The organism is Brevibacillus choshinensis (assembly GCF_016811915.1).
Classification (GTDB): Bacteria; Bacillota; Bacilli; order Brevibacillales; family Brevibacillaceae; genus Brevibacillus; species Brevibacillus choshinensis_A.
Genome location: NZ_CP069127.1, coordinates 700763 through 719052 on the forward strand (window position 1 = coordinate 700763; position 18290 = coordinate 719052).

Consider the following 18290-nt stretch of genomic DNA (forward strand, 5'->3'; position numbering starts at 1 on the left):
ATGTTGAGAGATCGTTTGCCAGAAGCGATTCAGCTGCGAGAGGAGGGACGGGCCAAGCAAGACGAAGCCATCCTGAAGGAAGCCAGATCGCTCCTTTTGGAATTGGCGGCTGTTTACCCCGATGACGCGGAGATTCTCTTTCAGACGGGAGTGGCCCATGACAATTCGGGATTGGGAGCGCAGGCCATTCCGTATTATGTTCGAGCCCTCGAATTAGGGCTTTCCGGACCAGACCTGGAGAGATGCTTGCTCGGCTTGGGCAGCACGTATCGGTATTTAGGACACTATCTGCAGGCTGAGGAAACGCTGCGTCGAGGAGTGAAAGAGTTTCCTCACAATAGGGCGATCCAGGTCTTGCATGCGTTGTCCCTATACAACACGGAGTGCTACAAGGAAGCGATGGAAATCGTTTTAACGAATTTGCTGGAGACGACATCGGACGAGAAACTTCAGTATTTCAAGCGAGGCCTCATGTATTACGCCACTCATCTTGATGAAACTGCAGATTAATCTGTACGAAAGCAGTCTGCAAATAAAGCAGCCTTTGGGAATGAGCAGGAGTGAACAGGCGTATATATACTTCCTGAGGATAAAGAATTTTTAAGGAGCCATTCTAAAAGTGCCATAGCCTAAGTAACATAAAGTGAGTTAATAACTTTACTTCTGGAGGTAAGGTAATGGCTAACCAACACTTGAAGATTGGCATTATTCTGGGAAGCACTCGGCAGGGGCGTGTCAGCCCGCAGGTTGGGGATTGGATCAAGAAGCTGGCGGATGGTCGCGGGGATGCCGAGTATGAAGTGGTTGATATTTCTGCATACCAATTGCCTTTCTTTGGCGAAGGAACGGGGCAAGAGCCGGGACTTGCAGCGTGGCAAGCGAAGGTTGAAAGCCTGGACGGATTCGTATTTATCGTACAGGAATATAATCACAGCATTACAGGGGCTTTGAAAAACGCCTTGGATTCGGCGCGTGATCCTTGGAACAACAAAGCTGCCGGAATCGTGAGCTACGGCTCTACAGGCGGAGCAAGAGCGGCAGAACATCTTCGCGGGATTTTGGGTGAGCTGTTGGTCGCAGACGTCCGAGCTCATCCTACCTTATCCTTATTTACCGATTTCGAGAACTTTTCGGTATTCAAGCCAGCGGGGCTTCACCAGACAAACGTCCATGCCATGCTGGATCAAGTGATTGCTTGGAGCGGTGCACTGAAAACGTTGAGATAAGTGCTTTACATGGCGAGGGAGCCAGCCTCCCTCTGACAGTGGGGAAAGGAGTGAGGAAAATGGGGAAGCCCAGGGACCTCAAGCCTTTCCCCTGTTTTTGCATCGAGACTTGATGAACATAGAAACAGCGAGATAGGAAAAGCTATGCGTATGTTATCGCGATAGGAGGCTTTTCCATTTTGCGTACCCTACTACTTGTCGTGTCCATGTGTCTACTCATCGCAGGCTGCAATCCGAAACCAAACCAACAGGCCAAGACCCAATCCGCAGCAGAAGATCCGATGTGCAAACCGACACCGATTCGTTACTTTGATTCGGAACAAAAAGCAAAGGCAATCACAGAACAGGTAAAAGGCATCGATAAAGTAGTCGCCGTCCGGATCGACGATGAGCTGGATGTCGCTATTCAAGTGAGCAACTTTAATCGCTTTCGCTTGAAATCCATTGAAAAAGAAGTAGCGCAGAAATTAAAAAGCAGCTTTCCAAATGCCAAGATTCACGTAACGTCGGATAAGAAATTGATCATGGAGCTGCAAAAGCTGAGCGATACTCCTTGGTCGAACAAGCAAGAGGAAGCCTGCAAACACAAGAAAACGCTCAAAAAAATTGAGGAAGATATGAAGGGGTAAAAAATGAAGAACCTCCCGCCGCATAAGGCTGGGAGGCTTTTTGGGTTCAAAAGTAGCTTTGGAGCGAATTAAGGACATGATGAACGACATCGACAAAGACACTGATTCTATTCAAAAGCCACGTACGCAGTGGTAGTGGATTTAAAGGATTTTCATAGTAGCCGGGGATCAACGCCTCAAAGGGTTCCCGTTTCTAGACGACACCGGCGCATTTACCGTGTGTCGTTATTTTTATTAATGACAAAATGTATCAAGGATATTGGTTGCCCATTTACATTAGCTCATTATCTTTGTATATTGGATAAATGAGAAATCCGAAAATCGAGGAGGAGCTTACATGGCCTGGTCCCATAAAGATTCCCTAAATCTGGAACGCGTGGCAGTTGCTCTAGAGAAGCTTGTTGAGGCAGTCAGTGGCAATAAATTCTCTGCTCCTGTTGGTGCTGAACAGCCTGCTGGTTTTTCAGTTGAATCAGAGTTCTTTCGGAAGATCGCAGAAGTTTATGCGGAGGAAGAGGAACTAAAGCAGGAAAAAAATCTAAAGCGCAAATCAGGAGTGCGGCTATCCCATAACGTGACGGCTGCAGTCAGGAGTTTTTTCCAAGGGGCTTTATCTGAAAACGGTATGGATGTTACGAATGAGGGTCCATTGCTGTTTGTTTACAAAGGCCAAGAAGCAACAGCTTGCATAAGGTTTTATGCCGATTTGGGGTTTCATCGCGGTGACCATTTCTATGGGGAAATCGAAAAGGTCGTTCATCAGGCAGCGTCACGAGGGGTTTCGAATAAGGATGTATTCGTTATCGTCTCTTCCCTTGTCAACAGTATCGACGGTTCTCACGTCAAGCAATTAATGGGGGAGAACGTGCCTGACACAGCGTCATTACTCACTCTGTCGTATCGAAGCTTGCTACAGGAGTATATCGAGTTGTATGTGAATAACATCTCTTCTCTCGCCAATCCGATCCGACAAGTTTTCTTTCTGTCTGCCGAAAATCATCCGAACGTGGCAGGTTGGAATTTTGTCACGAATAGAAAACCGATTCCACAGGATATCATGTGGCTTCGTCCATCAATAACGGAACTGCTGAGTAAGCTAAAATCTTATTAAAGCGGGGGAAAGTTAATGTCAAAGAATATCGATAATAATTTATTATTATTCCAGGCGTATCAGATGTTAAAGAAGGATTTGGAACGGCCCGAATTCCAACATATAGAATCGACTGCAACAAAATTCTTGCATCAATTACAGTATGAAATACAAGAATGGGATGGAATTTCGAACAAAACTACTTTTGATAAGTATTGGACAGCACCGGAAGCGAATGCGGTCTCTGCCGAAGGTATTGCAAAGATGAATAAATCCAACTTTACCGAACTGTTTCTCAAAGACGCCTATACGCAAGACAAAGTTCGTCAACTGCTCTTTATTCGGCAACAAGAATCTTTAGACTTCAGATTGGTAAAAAAAATAGCAGATGTAGGGCTCATTGAGCATTTGGATAAATACCCGTTTTCATTTGGGAAAAAACCACTCTTTTACGTCCATCGGCTCGAGATCATGATTTTTCCTGAATTGGTTACATCAATTGCAGACAGAAAGAAATTAGAGGATACAGCCAAGGAGCTTGGTATTAACGGTAACAGTGTTGGATTTGAGAAGCTTCAGTATCAGATCCGTGAAAAAATTGATACTTTCATTCAGGAAAATAGTCTAGAGAGCGAGAGTGACTTTGTAAAGAGAGGTATAGCATGGTGGGCGATTGATGCTGCCAAGGCTATTAGAAAAAAATAAATTAGGTAACACAGCCCGATGCAGGTCAATCCATCTGCAAAGGGCCACTTTTGTTTTCTTAAGAATGAACCTACCATTTTCCTCACAGGAGTAGTCCCCAAGCCCAGAAACCTCCGTTACCCCCCAACCCCCTCCTATGTTACTATGAAAGCTATATGATCTAGCAATCGACTTCCAAACAGAGACATCCGGAATGGGGACAAAATCTTGAAAACGTTTAAAAAAGTGTATATAGAAATTACCAGCGTCTGCAATCTCGCCTGCCACTTTTGCCCGCCGACGGAGCGAGCGAAGAGCTTTATTCAGGTGGAAGATTTTTCGAAACGTTTAGATGAGATCAAGCCGCACACCAATTACATCTATTTGCACGTCAAAGGGGAGCCGCTTCTCCATCCCAAGATCGATGTGCTGCTGGATATCGCCCACGAGAAGGGCTTCAAGGTCAACATCACGACGAACGGCACGCTGATCGCCAAGAACCGGCATAAATTGCTCGGCAAGCCGGCGCTGAGACAAATGAATTTCTCTCTCCACAGCTTCGATGGGCATGAGGGCTCCACCGACCGCGAAGGGTATCTGCGGGAGATCTTGTCCTTTGTACGGGAGGCGGAGCAGCATAAAGTCATCTTTTCCTTCCGTTTGTGGAATTTGACGCAGGACAACATCACCAACATGCAAAGGAAAAGAAACCGCCAGACACTCGAAGTCATCGAGAAAGAATTCGGCTTAGACTATAGGATCGAAGAAAAGGTTGTGCCGGGCAGCGGAGTGAGGATCTCCGAGACCGTCTATCTGAACCAGGATTATGAATTCCAGTGGCCGAGTCTGACAGCGCCTGAGGATGACGGCAAAGGCTTTTGCCACGGACTTCGCACACAAGCAGCGATTCTTGAAAACGGGACGGTGGTTCCATGCTGTCTGGATGGCGAAGGGGTCATCAATCTGGGCAACATCAACGAGACATCTTTTTCCGACATCGTAGAGGGCGAGCGAGCCAACCAGCTCGTGGATGGATTTTCACGCAGGGAGGCTGTCGAAGAGCTCTGCAGAAGATGCGGGTATCGCCAGCGTTTTGGGGCATAGGGAAGAGATTTGCGTATCCGTTGGCGTTGCTGCTGTGTAATTGGCTATACTGATAGGGAAGATAGACCAAAGGAGAATGAGCCGTTTGAATGCGAATGAAGTGAAAAATGAGTTTCCCCCTCATTATGAGGAATTGAAAAAATCAGCGAATCGAACATCGAATTGGAGAGAACGTTTAGAAGCCGTTGAAGAGTTGGGTAAGTGGAAAGACGCCCAGACAATCGGTCTTTTAAAACGCATTTTGGAAAACGATTCCGTGTACCAGGTACAGCAGGCTGCCTATCATAAGCTCAAGGGGTTTGGCGAAGCAGTCCATTTGCCGCCGCAGAAAAAAGGCGACCTGATCAAAGGAACGACGAAGAGCCTGGTGAGAATCAAGAAGAGCCTGCCGAAAGGGCACACGTTCGAAGAGTTCAAAGAGAAGCTGCAAAAGATGCGGACGGATATTTACGATGCGTACGAGGGCGAAAAAGGGGCTGACTTTGAGCAGTGGCTCCAAAGCACATGGGCCTCGTTGTAGGCAGCAGGAAGGAAACGGAAGGGGAGAGGGTGGAGAGAGGCAAGTTCTCTTTCCACCCTTTTTTTGTGAGACAGCTTATTCAGGAGCCTTGGTCGGCATCACGTTTCGCTCTTCAAAAACACGCTTGGCCGTAAACACGGCATTGAGGGCGCGCGGGAATCCTGTGTAAGGAATGCAATGCGTGATCGCTTCGATGATTTCATTTGCAGTGAGGCCCACGTTCAGTGCGGCGTTGATATGGACGGTGAGCTGAGGCTCGCATCCCCCTTGAGTGGTCAGGGAAGCGATCGTCACGAGCTGCCGCTGCTTCAGATCCAGACCTTCTCTGGAATAGATATCGCCAAAGGCAAATTCAACGACGTACCTTCCCAGATCAGGTGCAATGTCTTGCAAACTTTCAATGACGCGCTGGCCTCCTTCCCCATCCACTTCCATCAATTTTTCCCATCCTCGTGTAAAGCGTTCTGCAGCCATGCGATAACCTCCCGGAGTGCGTAATCATTCATTCGAGAATAAATGGTATCGTTTCGAGTGCGCTCTAATGCAAGGTTTTTTTCTTGGAGTATAATCGCTTATCATTCGTGCCGTAAAACCTCTTGCTTTAGCTATAGGGATATAAGGCACTTTGCTCTGTATCCCCCTTTAGGGGGGCTAAGAGCAAGCAAAAAATAGTTCTTTTTTTGTATATATGTTAGATATCTTTCCTTCATCTAACGTAGAGTTGTATCATTAACCATAGATCAGTGGAAAGCAACCACAATATCGTATTTAACTGTAAATATCACGTTGTCTTTTGCCCAAAGTATCGTAAAAAGGTTTTGAAAGAACCTGTAGACATTCGATTAAAGGAGTTGCTTCTTAAAAAGGCAATGGAATTACTGGCTGAGATTGTTGAAATGGAAATCATGCCTGATCATGTTCATTTGCTCATCAAATGTGATCCGCAATTCAGAATTCATCGAGTTGTAAAACATTTGAAGGGCTATACATTCAGAGTGTTGCGGATGGATTTTAGACATCTCAAAAGCAGACTTCCCTCGCTATGGACAAACTTGTTGCCACAGTTGGAACTGTTCAACTGGATGTGATTAAGAAATACATTGAGTTTCAGAAGGAAAGGAGTGATTGAATATGCACAGGCGTACAAATTCCGTTTATATCCAAACAAAGAACAAACGACACTCATTAACAAAACAATCGGATGCACTCGCTTTGTATTCAATCACTTTCTTGCGAAACGAAAAGACGCTTACGAACAAGAAATGAAAACGCTGAATTACAGCGACTGTTCTGCTATGCTAACTCAACTAAAAAAAGAGATTGAATGGTTGAAAGAAGTAGATTCTACTGCTCTACAATCCACATTGAAAGATTTGGATTCCTCATACAAAAAGTTTTTTAAGGAGAAAAAAGGCTACCCAAAATTCAAGAGCAAGAAGAATTCAAAACAGTCCTATACATGTAAAATGAACATCAAAGTAGAAGGGAATCGCATCAAACTTCCTAAGCTTGGATGGGTTGCATTCGCCAAGTCCAGAGAAGTGAAAGGGCGCATTCTTTCAGCTACGATCAGACGTAATCTTTCAGGCAAATACTTTGTGGCTATTCTATGTGAAACAGAGATTCAGCCACTACCAGAAGTTAAGCAGACAGTAGGAATTGACCTTGGTATTAAGGATTTCGCTACTCTCTCTTCAGGTGAGAAAGTGGAGAATCCCAAATACTATCGCAAGTTTGAAAAACAATTGGCGAAGTGGCAACGGATTCAATCTCGCAGACAAAAAGGTAGTAAAAACCGCAATAAAGCACGTATTAAAGTAGCTCGGCTCTATGAAAAAATCGCAAATACCCGCAACGATTTCCTACATAAGCTGTCAACCAAGCTGATCAACGAAAACCAAGTAATCTGTTTGGAAGACTTACAAGTGGAAAATATGGTCAAAAACCAGAAGTTAGCAAAATCCATTGCAGATGCTTCATGGTCTATGTTTCGTACGATGCTGGAGTATAAGGCAGAATGGTATGGCAGAAAGGTCTCAATTGTTGGAAAACAATTCCCTTCCAGTCAGCCCTGCTCGACTCTAAACTGTGGATACCGTAACAAGGACGTAAAAAATCTAAATTTGCGTAGTTGGATATGCCCGAACTGTGGCGTACAGCATGATCGTGACCAAAACGCTGCCATCAATATTGAGCAAGAAGGACTTCGATTGTTGGCGTAGCCAACTAAACTGTGGGGCACACAGGGATAGCTTGGAATATTTCACTCTGTTAGGAGTGACTACCCAAGAATCCCCTGACTTTAGGCATGGGGAGTGTCAAATGGACAAACGATTCAGTATTCAAGAAGCAGCCAAAATCACAGGGCTGACCGTGCACACGCTGCGTTACTATGAAAAAATCGGACTATTGGATGGAGTGGCGCGAAACGAGCAGGGCTACCGCCAGTATGCGAAGTCTGATCTCGACTGGGTCGATTTTTTGATGCGTTTGCGAGAAACGGGCATGCCCATCGCGGAGATGAAGCGTTTTTCGGATTTGAGGAGCAAAGGGATATCGACCGTACCGGCGAGGAGGGAAATGCTAGAATCGCACCAGGTGCAGATTGAGCTGCAACTGAAATCACTGGAGGAAAATCTGGAGAGCATCAGGAAGAAAATCGATTACTATCAAACGCTGGAGGAAGAAGTCTCCCGTGGCCAACCGCAAAATCAAACAGATTGAGCGTTGGAAGCTTCGCTGTCTACTCCCGAATCAGGATGAATGGCAGTCTGGGTGAGTGAGACATTTGGCAGGGGGGAAGGGAGCCTATTAGGGGCTCCTTTTTTGGTAGAAAATTAGATCCAACAATGATATGATTCCGTATGTGAAAAGTGGGAATATTTCTTATCCTTCAGTATTTTCATGAGGAGAATGACATATGCAATCGGCAATAAAATTCATCGACGCGAGCTTTATCCTCATCGGAACCAGCATCTGCAACCAGGAGGCATCTCTTTCCCATGAATGAAAGGTATTTCTCCCCGCGTCTCGCGAAAGTACTCCGTGACCTGTGGATGTACAAGGGACGCTCTCTCTTGGTGGTGCTGACCATTGCCGTCGGCGTATCCGGCGTCGGAGTCGTTGGACAAGCCATGGTCGTCCTGAGCCGTGCCATGGCAGATACACAGCATGCGGTGTCTCCTTCGCAAATTACATTGATGACCGCTCCGTTTTCGGATGAAGATATGGTGGAAGAACTCTTGGAAATTCCGAATCTTTCACAGGCGGAAGCTCTCAGCTACTATCGTTTGCGGATCAATGTGACGGACGATGGCAGCGGCCAGCCTGACGCAGAGGCTTGGACAAATTTTGATTTATATGCGCTTCCCGATATTTCGCAGGCGCAGGTGGGGCGTATCACTCCCGAAGAGGATGTGAACGAATGGCCACCTGCAGATGGACAGCTTCTCCTGGAGCATCTGGCTGCGCAATACTTGGCGGTAAACGTGCATGACCGCGTGTGGATCGAGACTCCGGACAGCGAGCTTCATGCTCTCGCGGTGGATGGCACGGTGAGAAATCCGGGAATGGAGTCTGCCACTTTATCCCGGGTAGGCTCCGGTTTTGTTTCCATGAATTCCCTCGAGGATCTGGGATTGCCTGCTGGAACCAACATGATTGTCCTGCGCGTCCAAGGGGAGGGGACAGACCGTAAGCTGCTGGAATCGGTAGCAGCCTCGTCGAGAGAGCTGCTGCGAGACAGAGGGATCGAGGTGAAGTCGACCTTGATACCGGAGCCAGGAAAGCACTGGGCTTCGGATATCGTGATGTCGATGGGCTCGATTCTACAGTCTTTAGGGGCATTGACGCTCATTGCGGCAGCTTTCCTGGTCGTGAATACGATGCTCGCCATTTTAGGCAGTCAGCTGCGGCAGATCGGTGTGATGCAAGTATTGGGAGCGGAGCCAAATAGCCTGATACGCCTGTATATGATACAGGCAGGCATATACGGGATCCTGGCACTCGCTGTCGGACTGCCTATCGGTTATGTGGGTGCGAGGGCATTGACCGGCCAATCCAACTACTTGCTGAATTTCCCAAGCGAAGGGTACAGCTTGTCGCTCGGAGTGATGGCCATGCAGGTGGCCATCGGTATTGGCCTTCCCTTGGCAGCTGCCTATCTGCCTGTCTGGCGGGGCACGCGCATCAGTGTAAGAGAGGCGCTGGGAGGAGCGGGGGCAAAGCGCGGACGCCACTCCCGGTTTGACCGATTCATGGAAGACATTCGGGGACTTCCTCGCCCGCTGTTGCTCTCCTTGCGCAATACCTTTCGGAAAAAGGGACGTTTGCTGCTTACTCTCGTTACGCTCGGTTTGGGCGGAGCGACGGTCGTCTCCGTTTTTAGCGTTCATGCATCCCTTATGAACACTCTCGATCAAACTCTGCAATATGCGGATTACGATGTGCGTGTCACGACGGCAGAGCCTCAGGCTGAAAGAGAGCTCGCCGACATTGCGATGAGTGCGCCAGGCGCCGTCCAGACAGAGCAGTGGGGTCTTATCCGCGCGCATCGTTTGTACGAGGATGGGAGCGAGAGTGCCGAGCTGACCGTGCATTCGCTCCCGGCAGACTCTGGATTCATTCATCCGCAGCTGCTTTCGGGGGAGTGGCTGCGTCCGGGTGAAGACGATTCGATCGTATTGGACTCGTATCTGCTCCGCTATTTCCCAGAGCTGCAAGTAGGGGATTCCATCGTACTGAAAATAGAAGGTGAAAAAGAACGGAAATGGCACATTAAAGGCTTCGCGCGAAAGACAATCGGCGAGGTCGTGAGCTACATAACCAAGGAAGGGATGGGGAGAGCGATCGGGGACGACTCGCAGGCATCTCTCATCCACCTGAGAATGGGGGAGCATGACTCCGCTTCCCAATCTGCTGCGCAGCGGGAGCTGAAAGAGCGGCTAAAAGAGGAAGGCTTCGAAGTGACGTCCACCGAAGTCACCACGGAAATGCGCAGCATTCAGGAGGCTCGCATGAATATCGTGGTCGTTTTCCTATCTGCTATGGCGGTCTTGCTGACGCTTGTGTCTTCGCTTGGGTTGACAGGAACAATGAGCCTGAATGTGCTGGAGCGGACTCGGGAGTTCGGCATTCTGCGTTCGATCGGTGCGACGGACGGGATGGTTGCTGGAATCGTCATGGCAGAAGGAGTGCTTCTCGGCATCATAGGCTGGGGAGCCGGCTGCCTTTTGGCAGTCCCCGTCTCCTATTGGCTGTGCCAATCCGTAGGGCTCTCGTTATATCAGGCTCCGCTCGATCTGGTGTACTCGTGGACGGGTGTCGGTTATTGGTTGGGCACTGCAGTCGGGCTTTCCGCGCTCGCGAGTCTCATCCCTGCCTGGAACGCTATTCGGCTGCCCATGCAGGAAATACTCGCGTACGAATAATTCGAGCAACTTTTAGGAGTGGGTTTCATTGAGCGTCATCCTGAAGAATGTGCACAAATCGTATGAAAGCGAAAGCGGTGTGCATCCGGTCTTGAAGGGCATTGACCTGACGATTCAGCCGGGAGAATTCGTTGCGATCATCGGCAAGTCAGGGAGCGGGAAATCGACCCTCCTGAACATGATCACCGGGATTGACAGGCCGACTACTGGATCGGTTCGGGTCAACGATACGGATTTGCACAGCTTGCCTCCCAGAAAGTTGGCTCCGTGGCGAGGAAGACAGATCGGCGTGATCTTTCAATTTTTTCAATTGCTTCCGACTTTGTCTTTGCTGGAAAATGTCATGCTGCCCATGGATTTTTGCGGGATGTATGCCCCGCGGGAACGCCTGCAACGCGCTATGGGGCTTCTCGAACAGGTGCAAATGGCCGAACATGCCCATAAAATGCCGTCAGCAGTCTCCGGTGGACAACAGCAGCGAGTCGCCATTGCCCGTGCTTTGGCAAATGATCCACCCATCATTGTTGCGGATGAGCCGACCGGAAGCCTCGATTCCAAAACGGCTGATTCCGTTTTCACGTTGTTTCGCCATCTCGTAGAGCGAGGCAAGACGGTCATCATGGTCACGCACGATAATGATCTCGCCCATCAGGTTCAACGGACAGTCGTCGTCGTAGACGGGGAGATCGTCAATGAATATGTCATGCAGGCTTTTCCGCATCTCGATGCTGAGCAGTTGGGCCATCTGCATTCGCGGTTGGAGAGAGTATTTGTTCCGGCGGGATCTATGATCATCCAGGAAGGCGACGAGGCTGACCGTGCGTATATCATCGTTTCTGGGGAAGCTGACGTGCTCATTCATCAAGGATTTGGGGAAGATCGTGTCGTCAACCGCTTAGAGCCAGGCCAATACTTTGGTGAAATCGCATTGATCCATGGGAGCCGGCGCACGGCCTCGGTCCGGGCGAGGGAGGACATGGAGCTGCTAGCATTCGGGAAAGAAGAGCTCAGTGGACTGTTAAACCGCTCCACCATGACAGTAGAAGAGATGAACCAAGAGGTGAGGGAGCGGTTGGCACAGCTCGCGACAATGAAACAGGCAGTCATGAAATAGCAGAGATCTTCCGAGAGAGGAAAGATAGGGGACAATGCGCAATAAACGATGGTTTTTCCTGGGTGCCGCACTTCTGCTCGCAGGCGGAGGAGCATGGTACGCCTTGGGAGCAGCTGCTTCTGTAAAAGCAGTAAACATACAGCAGGCTGACTTGGTACAGTATGTTCAGGCAACTGGCCAGGTAAAAGCCGCGACAGAGCAATCTTTTTTTGCCCAGACGAGCGCCAAACTGCTGCATGTCTATGTAAAGGAAGGGGACCGCGTACAGGCAAATCAACTGCTTGCCGAGCTCGATCCCACCGATGCGCAGTACAAGCTAGAGCAACTCGGTTTGCAGCTGGAGCAGGTACAGGCGGAATGGTCCAAACTGCTGGAAGGGCCAAAGGCGGAAGAAGTGAAGGTACTCGAAGAGAGCGTACGTCAGCAAGAAATCAACTTGGAGGTCAAGACGAGAGAATGGAATCGCTTGAAGGAAGAGTACGAGGCCGGTGCCGTGCCTCGAGCGGAGTGGCAGAAAAAGGACGATGAACGGAAGCTGGCAAAGTCAGGTCTCGATGAAGCAAAGCATAATCTCGCACTGCTACATGCCGGACCAGGTGCATCCGATGAAGCAAAGTATCAGGCGAAAGTAAAAGAGATACAGCTGCAGCGGGAGCAATTGACGAATGAACTGCAAAGCATGCGGATCATGGCCAAGGGGAACGGAACGGTTACAGAGGTGCCAGCCAAAGAAGGGCAATGGGTAGCGGAGGGTACAGAGCTGCTGACGGTGGCAGATCTGTCTACTCTTCAGGTCGTATCAGATGTGAAGGAAACGTACATCTCGCAAATACACCTCGATCAAGAAGCAGTCATCGAAGGGGCTGCCATCGGCAAAGAACAGCTGAGCGCACGCGTAACGAAGATGGCTAGTGTTGCGAAGCCTGCCTCCGGGGTCAATCCAGACAAAAAGGCAGTTGTGGAAGTCACTCTTGCGGTTGAGGAAGGAGGCGCGAAGCTGCTCCCTGGCTATCATGTGGATGTGAATTTTGTCATCCATGAAGCAGAATCAGCTATTCAGGTCCCCATCGGTGCCGTGAAGCGAGGGGCAGATGGCCTTCCTTTCGTATGGACGGTGCAGGGGGAGAAGGCGGTCCGCGTACCAGTCGAAACCGGGATCAAAAACGATACGTTCATCGAGGTGAAAAAAGGTCTCGCCAAAGACAGCCTGGTGATTGTGAATGTGCCGGATTCATTGCGGGATCACCAAAGGGTGACCTTGATCCCCTGAGGATAGGGAGTCTGCCATACATGGATAAAAACGGGCAGAACGGTCGAATGGCATTGCCAGACCGTCCTGCCCGTTTCATTTAGCCTTAGCTCGTCAAGCCGCCATCCACGGGAATAATCGCTCCGTTCATATAGCTGGCTTCGTCTGATGCCAGGAAGCATACGACATTTGCAATTTCATGGGCGTAGCGGGGCGCCGCGACGGTCCATTCTGCTCCGGGTTGGACATTTCCATCCCTTTGGTCATATTGGTGAGCACGCCTCCAGGGCAGATCGCATTGATCCGGATTCCCTGTGGGCCGTACTCTACGGCAGCCGTTCGCGTCAGGCCGACGACCCCATGCTTGCTTGCAGAGTAGACCCCGAGATGCGGGCAGCTTTCGATCCCGGCAGCTGAAGAGGTGTTCACGATGACTCCGGATTGCTGCTGCTCCATGACCTTGAGCACATGCTTGATCCCGAGGAACACGCCTTTCAGGTTGACGGCCATGATGCGGTCAAACATTTCTTCTGTCTGGTCTGCCAAAGGCGCAGGCGCTCCGAGAACTCCCGCATTGTTGAAGAACACATCGATGCTTCCGTACGTTTCCATCGCTGCCGCTACATATTTCTCCACGTCGGCATTCTTCGATACATCCGCCTGGACGAAGATTCCCTCTCCACCGAATTCCTTGACCAAAGTCAGTGATTCCTTGCCAAGCTGCGCGTCATAATCGACGAGCACGACACGATAGCCTTGTCCCGCCAGTTTCAGGCTTGCTGATCGGCCGATGCCTCCGCCAGCCCCCGTAATGACCGCTACACGATTTTGTCCGGACATGTGTATACCCCCATTTCGTATCATTCAAAAGCTTTGCCGAGCAAGACGGTTGTCCACTTAGGACACAATCTTGGGAGAGGGTGCGAGTGTGAAGCCTTCGTATCCTTTTGCAGCTATATCACTGCAAATCTGACGGTAGCTGCCAAATCCCCCGAGATAGATGAGGAAGCTTCGCGGCTTGCCTGCGATATTGGCGCCGGTGTACCAGGAATCGGCCTTGGGATACAGCGTGGCGTCTGCGACTTCCTTGCAGTGACGGCTCCAGGCGGCTTCTGCTTCTGGCGTCGCTTCGATCGTCTCCAGCCCGTTCTGGCGCATATACGTGAGGCAATCGCCGATCCAGTCGACATGCTGCTCGATCGCCAGCGGCATGTTTGCGAGGACGGAGGGACTCTCCGGGCCGGTAATCATAAAGAAGTTGGGGAAGCCTGCGTTTGCGAGACCGAGATAGGTCTGGACGTTGGAGCCCTCTGACCATTTTTCCTTGAGTGTCCATCCATCCTTGCCGCGAATATCGATCTTCAGCAGGGGACCTGTCATGCCGTCGTAGCCCGTCGCAAACACGAGGATATCCAGCTCGTACTCGGCATCGGCTGTTCGCAGACCTTTGGGAGTGATCTCCACAATGGGTGCCTTTTTCACGTCCACCAATGTGACGTTCTCACGGTTGTACGTCTCATAGTAATGCGTGTCGAGAATCGGTCGCTTGGTCCCAAAATAGTAAGAAGGGAGCAGCTTTTCGGCCACCTCGGGATTGTGGACCGTCTCGCGGATTTTGCTGCGGATGAATTCGGCTGCCGTCTCGTTCGCGGCTTCGTTCATGGTCAGATCGTGATAGGCGTACGAGAGGAAAAAGCCGCCTTTTGCCCAGGCTTCCTCATAGACTTGCTGACGGACGTCCTGCGGGTCTTCCAGTGCCGAGCGGACGCTGGGTGCGATCGGGAAGCCGCCCCATGATTCACGCATTTGCGGGATGATCTCCGGGTAGCTTTCTTTTGTTTGGCGGATGAATTCGTCCGAGTAGGGATGGTTCCTCGCGGGGATGGTATATTGCGGCGTTCGCTGAAAAACCGTGAGATGCTCGGCTTCCTGGGCGATGACAGGGATGGACTGCACCCCGCTGGAGCCGTTGCCGATCACTCCGACTCGCTTCCCTTTGAAATCGACTTTTTCGTTCCGTGGCCATTGCCCGGTGTGGTACCACTCGCCCCCGAACTGCTCCAATCCCTTGAAGGGAGGAAGGTTGGCAGCGGACAGGCAGCCTACGCCGGAAATGAAATACGTCGCGGAGACTTGCGTGCCGTCGTCGAGGGTAATCAGCCACTTGCGGGTCGCTTCCTGGTAATGGGCCGCTGTCACTCTCGTCTCAAACTGGATGTCGCGGCGCAAATCGAATTTGTCCGCTACGAAATTGAGGTAACGCAAGATTTCCGGTTGCTCGGGATAGCGGGAAGACCAGGTCCACTCTTGGAGAAGCTCAGCGGAGAAGGTATAGTTGTAATAGATGCTTTCCGAGTCGCAGCGTGCACCGGGATAGCGATTCCAGTACCAGACACCTCCGACACCATCCCCAGCCTCGTAGACACGAGCAGTGAAACCAGCCTCGCGCAGACGGTGGAGCATATACAGCCCGGAAAAGCCAGCTCCGATCACGATCGCATCATAACTCATGCTGCATCAGCCTCCCTTGATTCGCAGTCTCATCTAAAAACCGAGAGATTCTGGCCAGGATCGCGTCGATTCGCTCCGAGAAATGCAGGACATTGGAGAAGTAACCGTGAACCAAGCCTTCCTCACAGACCGATTCGACCCTGACCCCTGCTTCCTGCAAGCGCTTGGCGTACGCCAGACCTTCGTCGCGCAGCACATCAAACTCTGCGGTGATCACGAATGCGGGAGGGAGCTTGCCGAGGTCCTCAGCCAGCAAAGGAGCGACATACGGGTTTACCCGGTCTTCACCTTTGACGTAGTGCTCGCCAAACCACATCATCAGCTCGCGGTCCAGACCGAATCCTTTTTGGAACGATTCATACGATCGAGTGGTATAATCGAGATTGGTGACCGGATAGAACAACACTTGAGCGGCAATGGAAGGACCGCGTTCATCCCGGGCTTTCAGCGCGACGACTGCAGCCAGATTCCCGCCAGCGCTGTCCCCGCCGACGACGATGTTGGAAGCGTTTCCATGAATGTCCGAAGCATGCTCATGGACCCACTTCAAAGCGGCATAGCAATCCTCTACAGGAGTCGGATACGGATGCTCAGGAGCGAGCCGGTACCCTACAGAAACGACGACTCGGCCTGTGCGATTGGCGAGCAGACGGCAGCTTGCATCGGTCATCTGGATGTCACCGATGACCCAACCGCCGCCATGATAGTAGACAAAGAGAGGCATGGGACCTTGCCCTTCCGGAGTGTAGATCCTCACAGGGATATGGGTATCGCCATCGACCGGGATTGTTCGGTCCTCTACTTTTGCGAGGGGGGCCAGCTCTACGTTCAGCGGGGGAGCTTGAGAGAGTAACTCTCGAACGGCATGCGGTTCCATCGATGGGAAGCTCGACATCACTTGAAACATTTCCACATGCATCACTGCTTTTGGGTCCAGGTTTGCCACATCAGATCTCCCTTTCTCGAGTGGATGGTTTCATCACTCTGCCAAACGCTCTGGCGTGCATCGTGACTATCCTCAGCATAGTTCGAATGATAAAATCTGAATATTCCTCATTTTTCGCATGCAACTTACCCGAAAAGGAGATGATCAGATGGTTTCCACTACTACCTTTCAGGAGCAAATGCAAAAGCTCGAGGCCGTGTCAAGCCATGAGGAGCAATTGTACATGATCCTCCAGATTTACCTGGAGCTCTTTCCCGTACGCAATGCATACCTCATGAGATACTCACCGCTCGGGCATTTGGCTGAAGGCATCATTTCCTTGCAAGCGACGGGGATGGTTCACATAGGGGAGATACGAGAAGACGTCCGTTCCTACCCTATTATTTTCACCGCCATTCGGGAGCGCCAGGCCAAGTTTTGTACGGGTATTGACTATCTCAAGCAAATGAGCACCAAGGACATCATGCCTTCATCCATCCATTCCATGCTCGTGGTGCCCATCTGCAGCGGGCCTGTCGTCGTCGGATATATTTGCAGCTCTGATTTTGACCCGCTGCCCTTTGACGAGAGCTTGCTGCCGTCTATGACGATGTATGGCAAACAGGTGGGTAGACTGATGCTAGGCTCCGCCGGCGCGGATAATGAACAGCACGTGCTGAGCAAAAGGGAACTGGAGGTCATGCGGCGAATAGCGTGGGGAGAAAATACAAAAGAAATGGCAGATTCGATCAAGATTAGTGAGTTCACCGTGAAGCAGTACGTCAAATCCGCCATCAAAAAGCTGGGAGCACAAAATCGGTCCCATGCGATCGGGGAGCTGTATCGCAGAGGGTATATGTAACGGGAGCGAAGTGCAGAAAGGAGCTGTCCATGGTTGTAAAGGTAGACCAAAGAGGGGATTCAAAAGTCGCGATAGTCGTACATGATGAAGTCGTGATCAACAGTGTGCAGGATGCGCTGGACCTGATCGCAAATGTCCACTATAACGACGGATGCGACAAAATGATCGTGAAAAAAGAGCACATCACAGAAGATTTCTTTGAACTCAAAACAAGGCTGGCCGGAGAAATCCTGCAAAAATACACGAATTACCAAATGAAGCTCGCCATTGTCGGGGACTTTAGCGGGTATAGCAGCAAGAGCCTAAGCGATTTCATCTATGAGAGCAACAAAGGGAAAAGCGGCGTCTGGTTCCTCGGAACCGAAGCAGAAGCGCTCGATGTGCTGCATCAGAACGGATGAGGAAGAGGAATGGATGATGAATATCCAATTGAAGCCGGTGACGAGAGACAACTGGCTAGAGGCTTTGGAGCTGCAAGTGATGGAGGAGCAGAAAAGCTTCGTGCCGACTGTGGCCGTATCCTTGGCGAAGGTGCACATCAAGCCGGATGGGGACGGGGTCGAATACCTCCCCTTTGCCATTTACCACGAAGAAAGTATGGTCGGGTTCATCATGCATGCTTTTGAAGAAGAGACCCGGGACATGTACTGGATCAACGGCTTTCTGATCGATGCCAGCCACCAGGGAAGAGGGTATGGAAAAGCAGCGCTTCTACAGATGATCGACTATATCACCCAACGCTTCTCCCAGTGCCAGGAAGTGAGGCTGACAGTCTGCCCGCACAATGAATCGGCCCTGAAGCTGTATCGCCGTACGGGTTTTGCAGAAACAGGGGATGTGTATGGCGGAGAGCTGGTCATGAGGTTGCCGGTAACAGGCTCCCTTTAGCATGAGCGAAAAAGAAAAAGAATGACCGAAAGCCACTCCCGCGAGAAGAGTGGCTTTCT

The 18290-nt window shown here is 50.4% G+C and carries 18 protein-coding genes and 2 pseudogenes; 16 read left to right on the top strand and 4 right to left on the bottom strand.

Annotation, left to right across the window (positions count from 1 at the left end; all coding sequences use genetic code 11):
* The 7 genes from JNE38_RS03750 (at position 1) to JNE38_RS03780 (ending at position 5253) form a co-directional block, all read left to right on the top strand.
* Complete coding sequence (locus JNE38_RS03750; protein ID WP_203355305.1) at positions 1 to 510, top strand: tetratricopeptide repeat protein; 510 nt, start codon at positions 1 to 3, stop codon at positions 508 to 510.
* 167 nt (positions 511 to 677) lie between these two features.
* Complete coding sequence (locus tag JNE38_RS03755) at positions 678 to 1226, top strand: NADPH-dependent FMN reductase (protein WP_203355306.1); 549 nt, start codon at positions 678 to 680, stop codon at positions 1224 to 1226.
* A 179-nt stretch (positions 1227 to 1405) separates the two neighbouring features.
* The gene (locus tag JNE38_RS03760) at positions 1406 to 1855 is read left to right on the top strand and encodes a YhcN/YlaJ family sporulation lipoprotein (RefSeq protein WP_203355307.1); all 450 of its coding nucleotides are present in this window, start codon (positions 1406 to 1408) and stop codon (positions 1853 to 1855) included.
* A 337-nt stretch (positions 1856 to 2192) separates the two neighbouring features.
* On the top strand, positions 2193 to 2966 hold the full coding sequence (locus JNE38_RS03765) for a hypothetical protein (protein ID WP_203355308.1): 774 nt from the start codon (positions 2193 to 2195) through the stop codon (positions 2964 to 2966).
* 15 nt (positions 2967 to 2981) lie between these two features.
* Complete coding sequence (locus tag JNE38_RS03770) at positions 2982 to 3650, top strand: hypothetical protein (RefSeq protein WP_203355309.1); 669 nt, start codon at positions 2982 to 2984, stop codon at positions 3648 to 3650.
* Between the two features lie 207 nt (positions 3651 to 3857).
* Positions 3858 to 4733, top strand: coding sequence for a radical SAM/SPASM domain-containing protein (locus JNE38_RS03775; RefSeq protein WP_203355310.1), 876 nt, complete (start codon positions 3858 to 3860; stop codon positions 4731 to 4733).
* Positions 4734 to 4818: 85 nt separating this feature from the next.
* Positions 4819 to 5253: a HEAT repeat domain-containing protein gene (locus JNE38_RS03780; protein ID WP_203355311.1), complete on the top strand. Its 435-nt coding sequence runs from the start codon at positions 4819 to 4821 to the stop codon at positions 5251 to 5253.
* Between the two features lie 75 nt (positions 5254 to 5328).
* Here JNE38_RS03780 and JNE38_RS03785 read toward each other — a convergent pair whose 3' ends face one another.
* Positions 5329 to 5727 carry a carboxymuconolactone decarboxylase family protein gene (locus tag JNE38_RS03785; RefSeq protein ID WP_203355312.1) on the bottom strand — a complete coding sequence of 133 codons (399 nt, stop codon included), beginning with the start codon at positions 5725 to 5727 and terminating at the stop codon, positions 5329 to 5331.
* A gap of 254 nt (positions 5728 to 5981) precedes the next feature.
* Between JNE38_RS03785 and tnpA the strand changes: the two are divergent.
* From tnpA to JNE38_RS03815, 6 genes and pseudogenes are all read left to right on the top strand, one after another.
* A pseudogene (tnpA, locus tag JNE38_RS03790) lies at positions 5982 to 6382 on the top strand (IS200/IS605 family transposase).
* Positions 6375 to 7475, top strand: coding sequence for an IS200/IS605 family element RNA-guided endonuclease TnpB (gene tnpB, locus JNE38_RS03795; RefSeq protein ID WP_428993692.1), 1101 nt, complete (start codon positions 6375 to 6377; stop codon positions 7473 to 7475). Before tnpA ends, tnpB begins: the two are co-directional and overlap by 8 nt.
* Positions 7476 to 7575: 100 nt before the next feature.
* Positions 7576 to 7977, top strand: a complete 402-nt coding sequence (locus JNE38_RS03800; protein WP_203355313.1) for a MerR family transcriptional regulator — start codon at positions 7576 to 7578, stop codon at positions 7975 to 7977.
* A gap of 278 nt (positions 7978 to 8255) precedes the next feature.
* Positions 8256 to 10682 carry an ABC transporter permease gene (locus tag JNE38_RS03805; protein WP_203355314.1) on the top strand — a complete coding sequence of 809 codons (2427 nt, stop codon included), beginning with the start codon at positions 8256 to 8258 and terminating at the stop codon, positions 10680 to 10682.
* Positions 10683 to 10710: 28 nt separating this feature from the next.
* Positions 10711 to 11796, top strand: a complete 1086-nt coding sequence (locus tag JNE38_RS03810) for an ABC transporter ATP-binding protein (protein WP_203355315.1) — start codon at positions 10711 to 10713, stop codon at positions 11794 to 11796.
* Between the two features lie 34 nt (positions 11797 to 11830).
* On the top strand, positions 11831 to 13066 hold the full coding sequence (locus tag JNE38_RS03815; protein WP_203355316.1) for an efflux RND transporter periplasmic adaptor subunit: 1236 nt from the start codon (positions 11831 to 11833) through the stop codon (positions 13064 to 13066).
* Positions 13067 to 13151: 85 nt separating this feature from the next.
* Here JNE38_RS03815 and JNE38_RS03820 read toward each other — a convergent pair.
* From JNE38_RS03820 to JNE38_RS03830, 3 genes and pseudogenes are all read right to left on the bottom strand, one after another.
* Positions 13152 to 13885 (bottom strand): annotated as a pseudogene (locus JNE38_RS03820) (SDR family NAD(P)-dependent oxidoreductase).
* A gap of 57 nt (positions 13886 to 13942) precedes the next feature.
* The gene (locus tag JNE38_RS03825) at positions 13943 to 15556 is read right to left on the bottom strand and encodes a flavin-containing monooxygenase (RefSeq protein WP_203355317.1); all 1614 of its coding nucleotides are present in this window, start codon (positions 15554 to 15556) and stop codon (positions 13943 to 13945) included.
* On the bottom strand, positions 15546 to 16502 hold the full coding sequence (locus tag JNE38_RS03830; RefSeq protein ID WP_238933550.1) for an alpha/beta hydrolase: 957 nt from the start codon (positions 16500 to 16502) through the stop codon (positions 15546 to 15548). Before JNE38_RS03830 ends, JNE38_RS03825 begins: the two co-directional genes overlap by 11 nt.
* Before the next feature lie 148 nt (positions 16503 to 16650).
* On the opposite strand from JNE38_RS03830, the gene JNE38_RS03835 reads away from it, so the two are divergent.
* The 3 genes from JNE38_RS03835 to JNE38_RS03845 are packed head-to-tail and all read left to right on the top strand — an operon-like array spanning position 16651 to position 18231.
* Entirely contained in the window at positions 16651 to 17343 is a 693-nt protein-coding gene (locus tag JNE38_RS03835) for a LuxR C-terminal-related transcriptional regulator (RefSeq protein ID WP_203355318.1), read from the top strand.
* 29 nt (positions 17344 to 17372) lie between these two features.
* A complete protein-coding gene (locus tag JNE38_RS03840; RefSeq protein ID WP_203355319.1) occupies positions 17373 to 17744 on the top strand; it encodes a DUF4180 domain-containing protein in 372 nt (123 codons plus the stop codon).
* Between the two features lie 16 nt (positions 17745 to 17760).
* Positions 17761 to 18231, top strand: coding sequence for a GNAT family N-acetyltransferase (locus JNE38_RS03845; RefSeq protein ID WP_203357409.1), 471 nt, complete (start codon positions 17761 to 17763; stop codon positions 18229 to 18231).
* Positions 18232 to 18290: the final 59 nt, after the last annotated feature.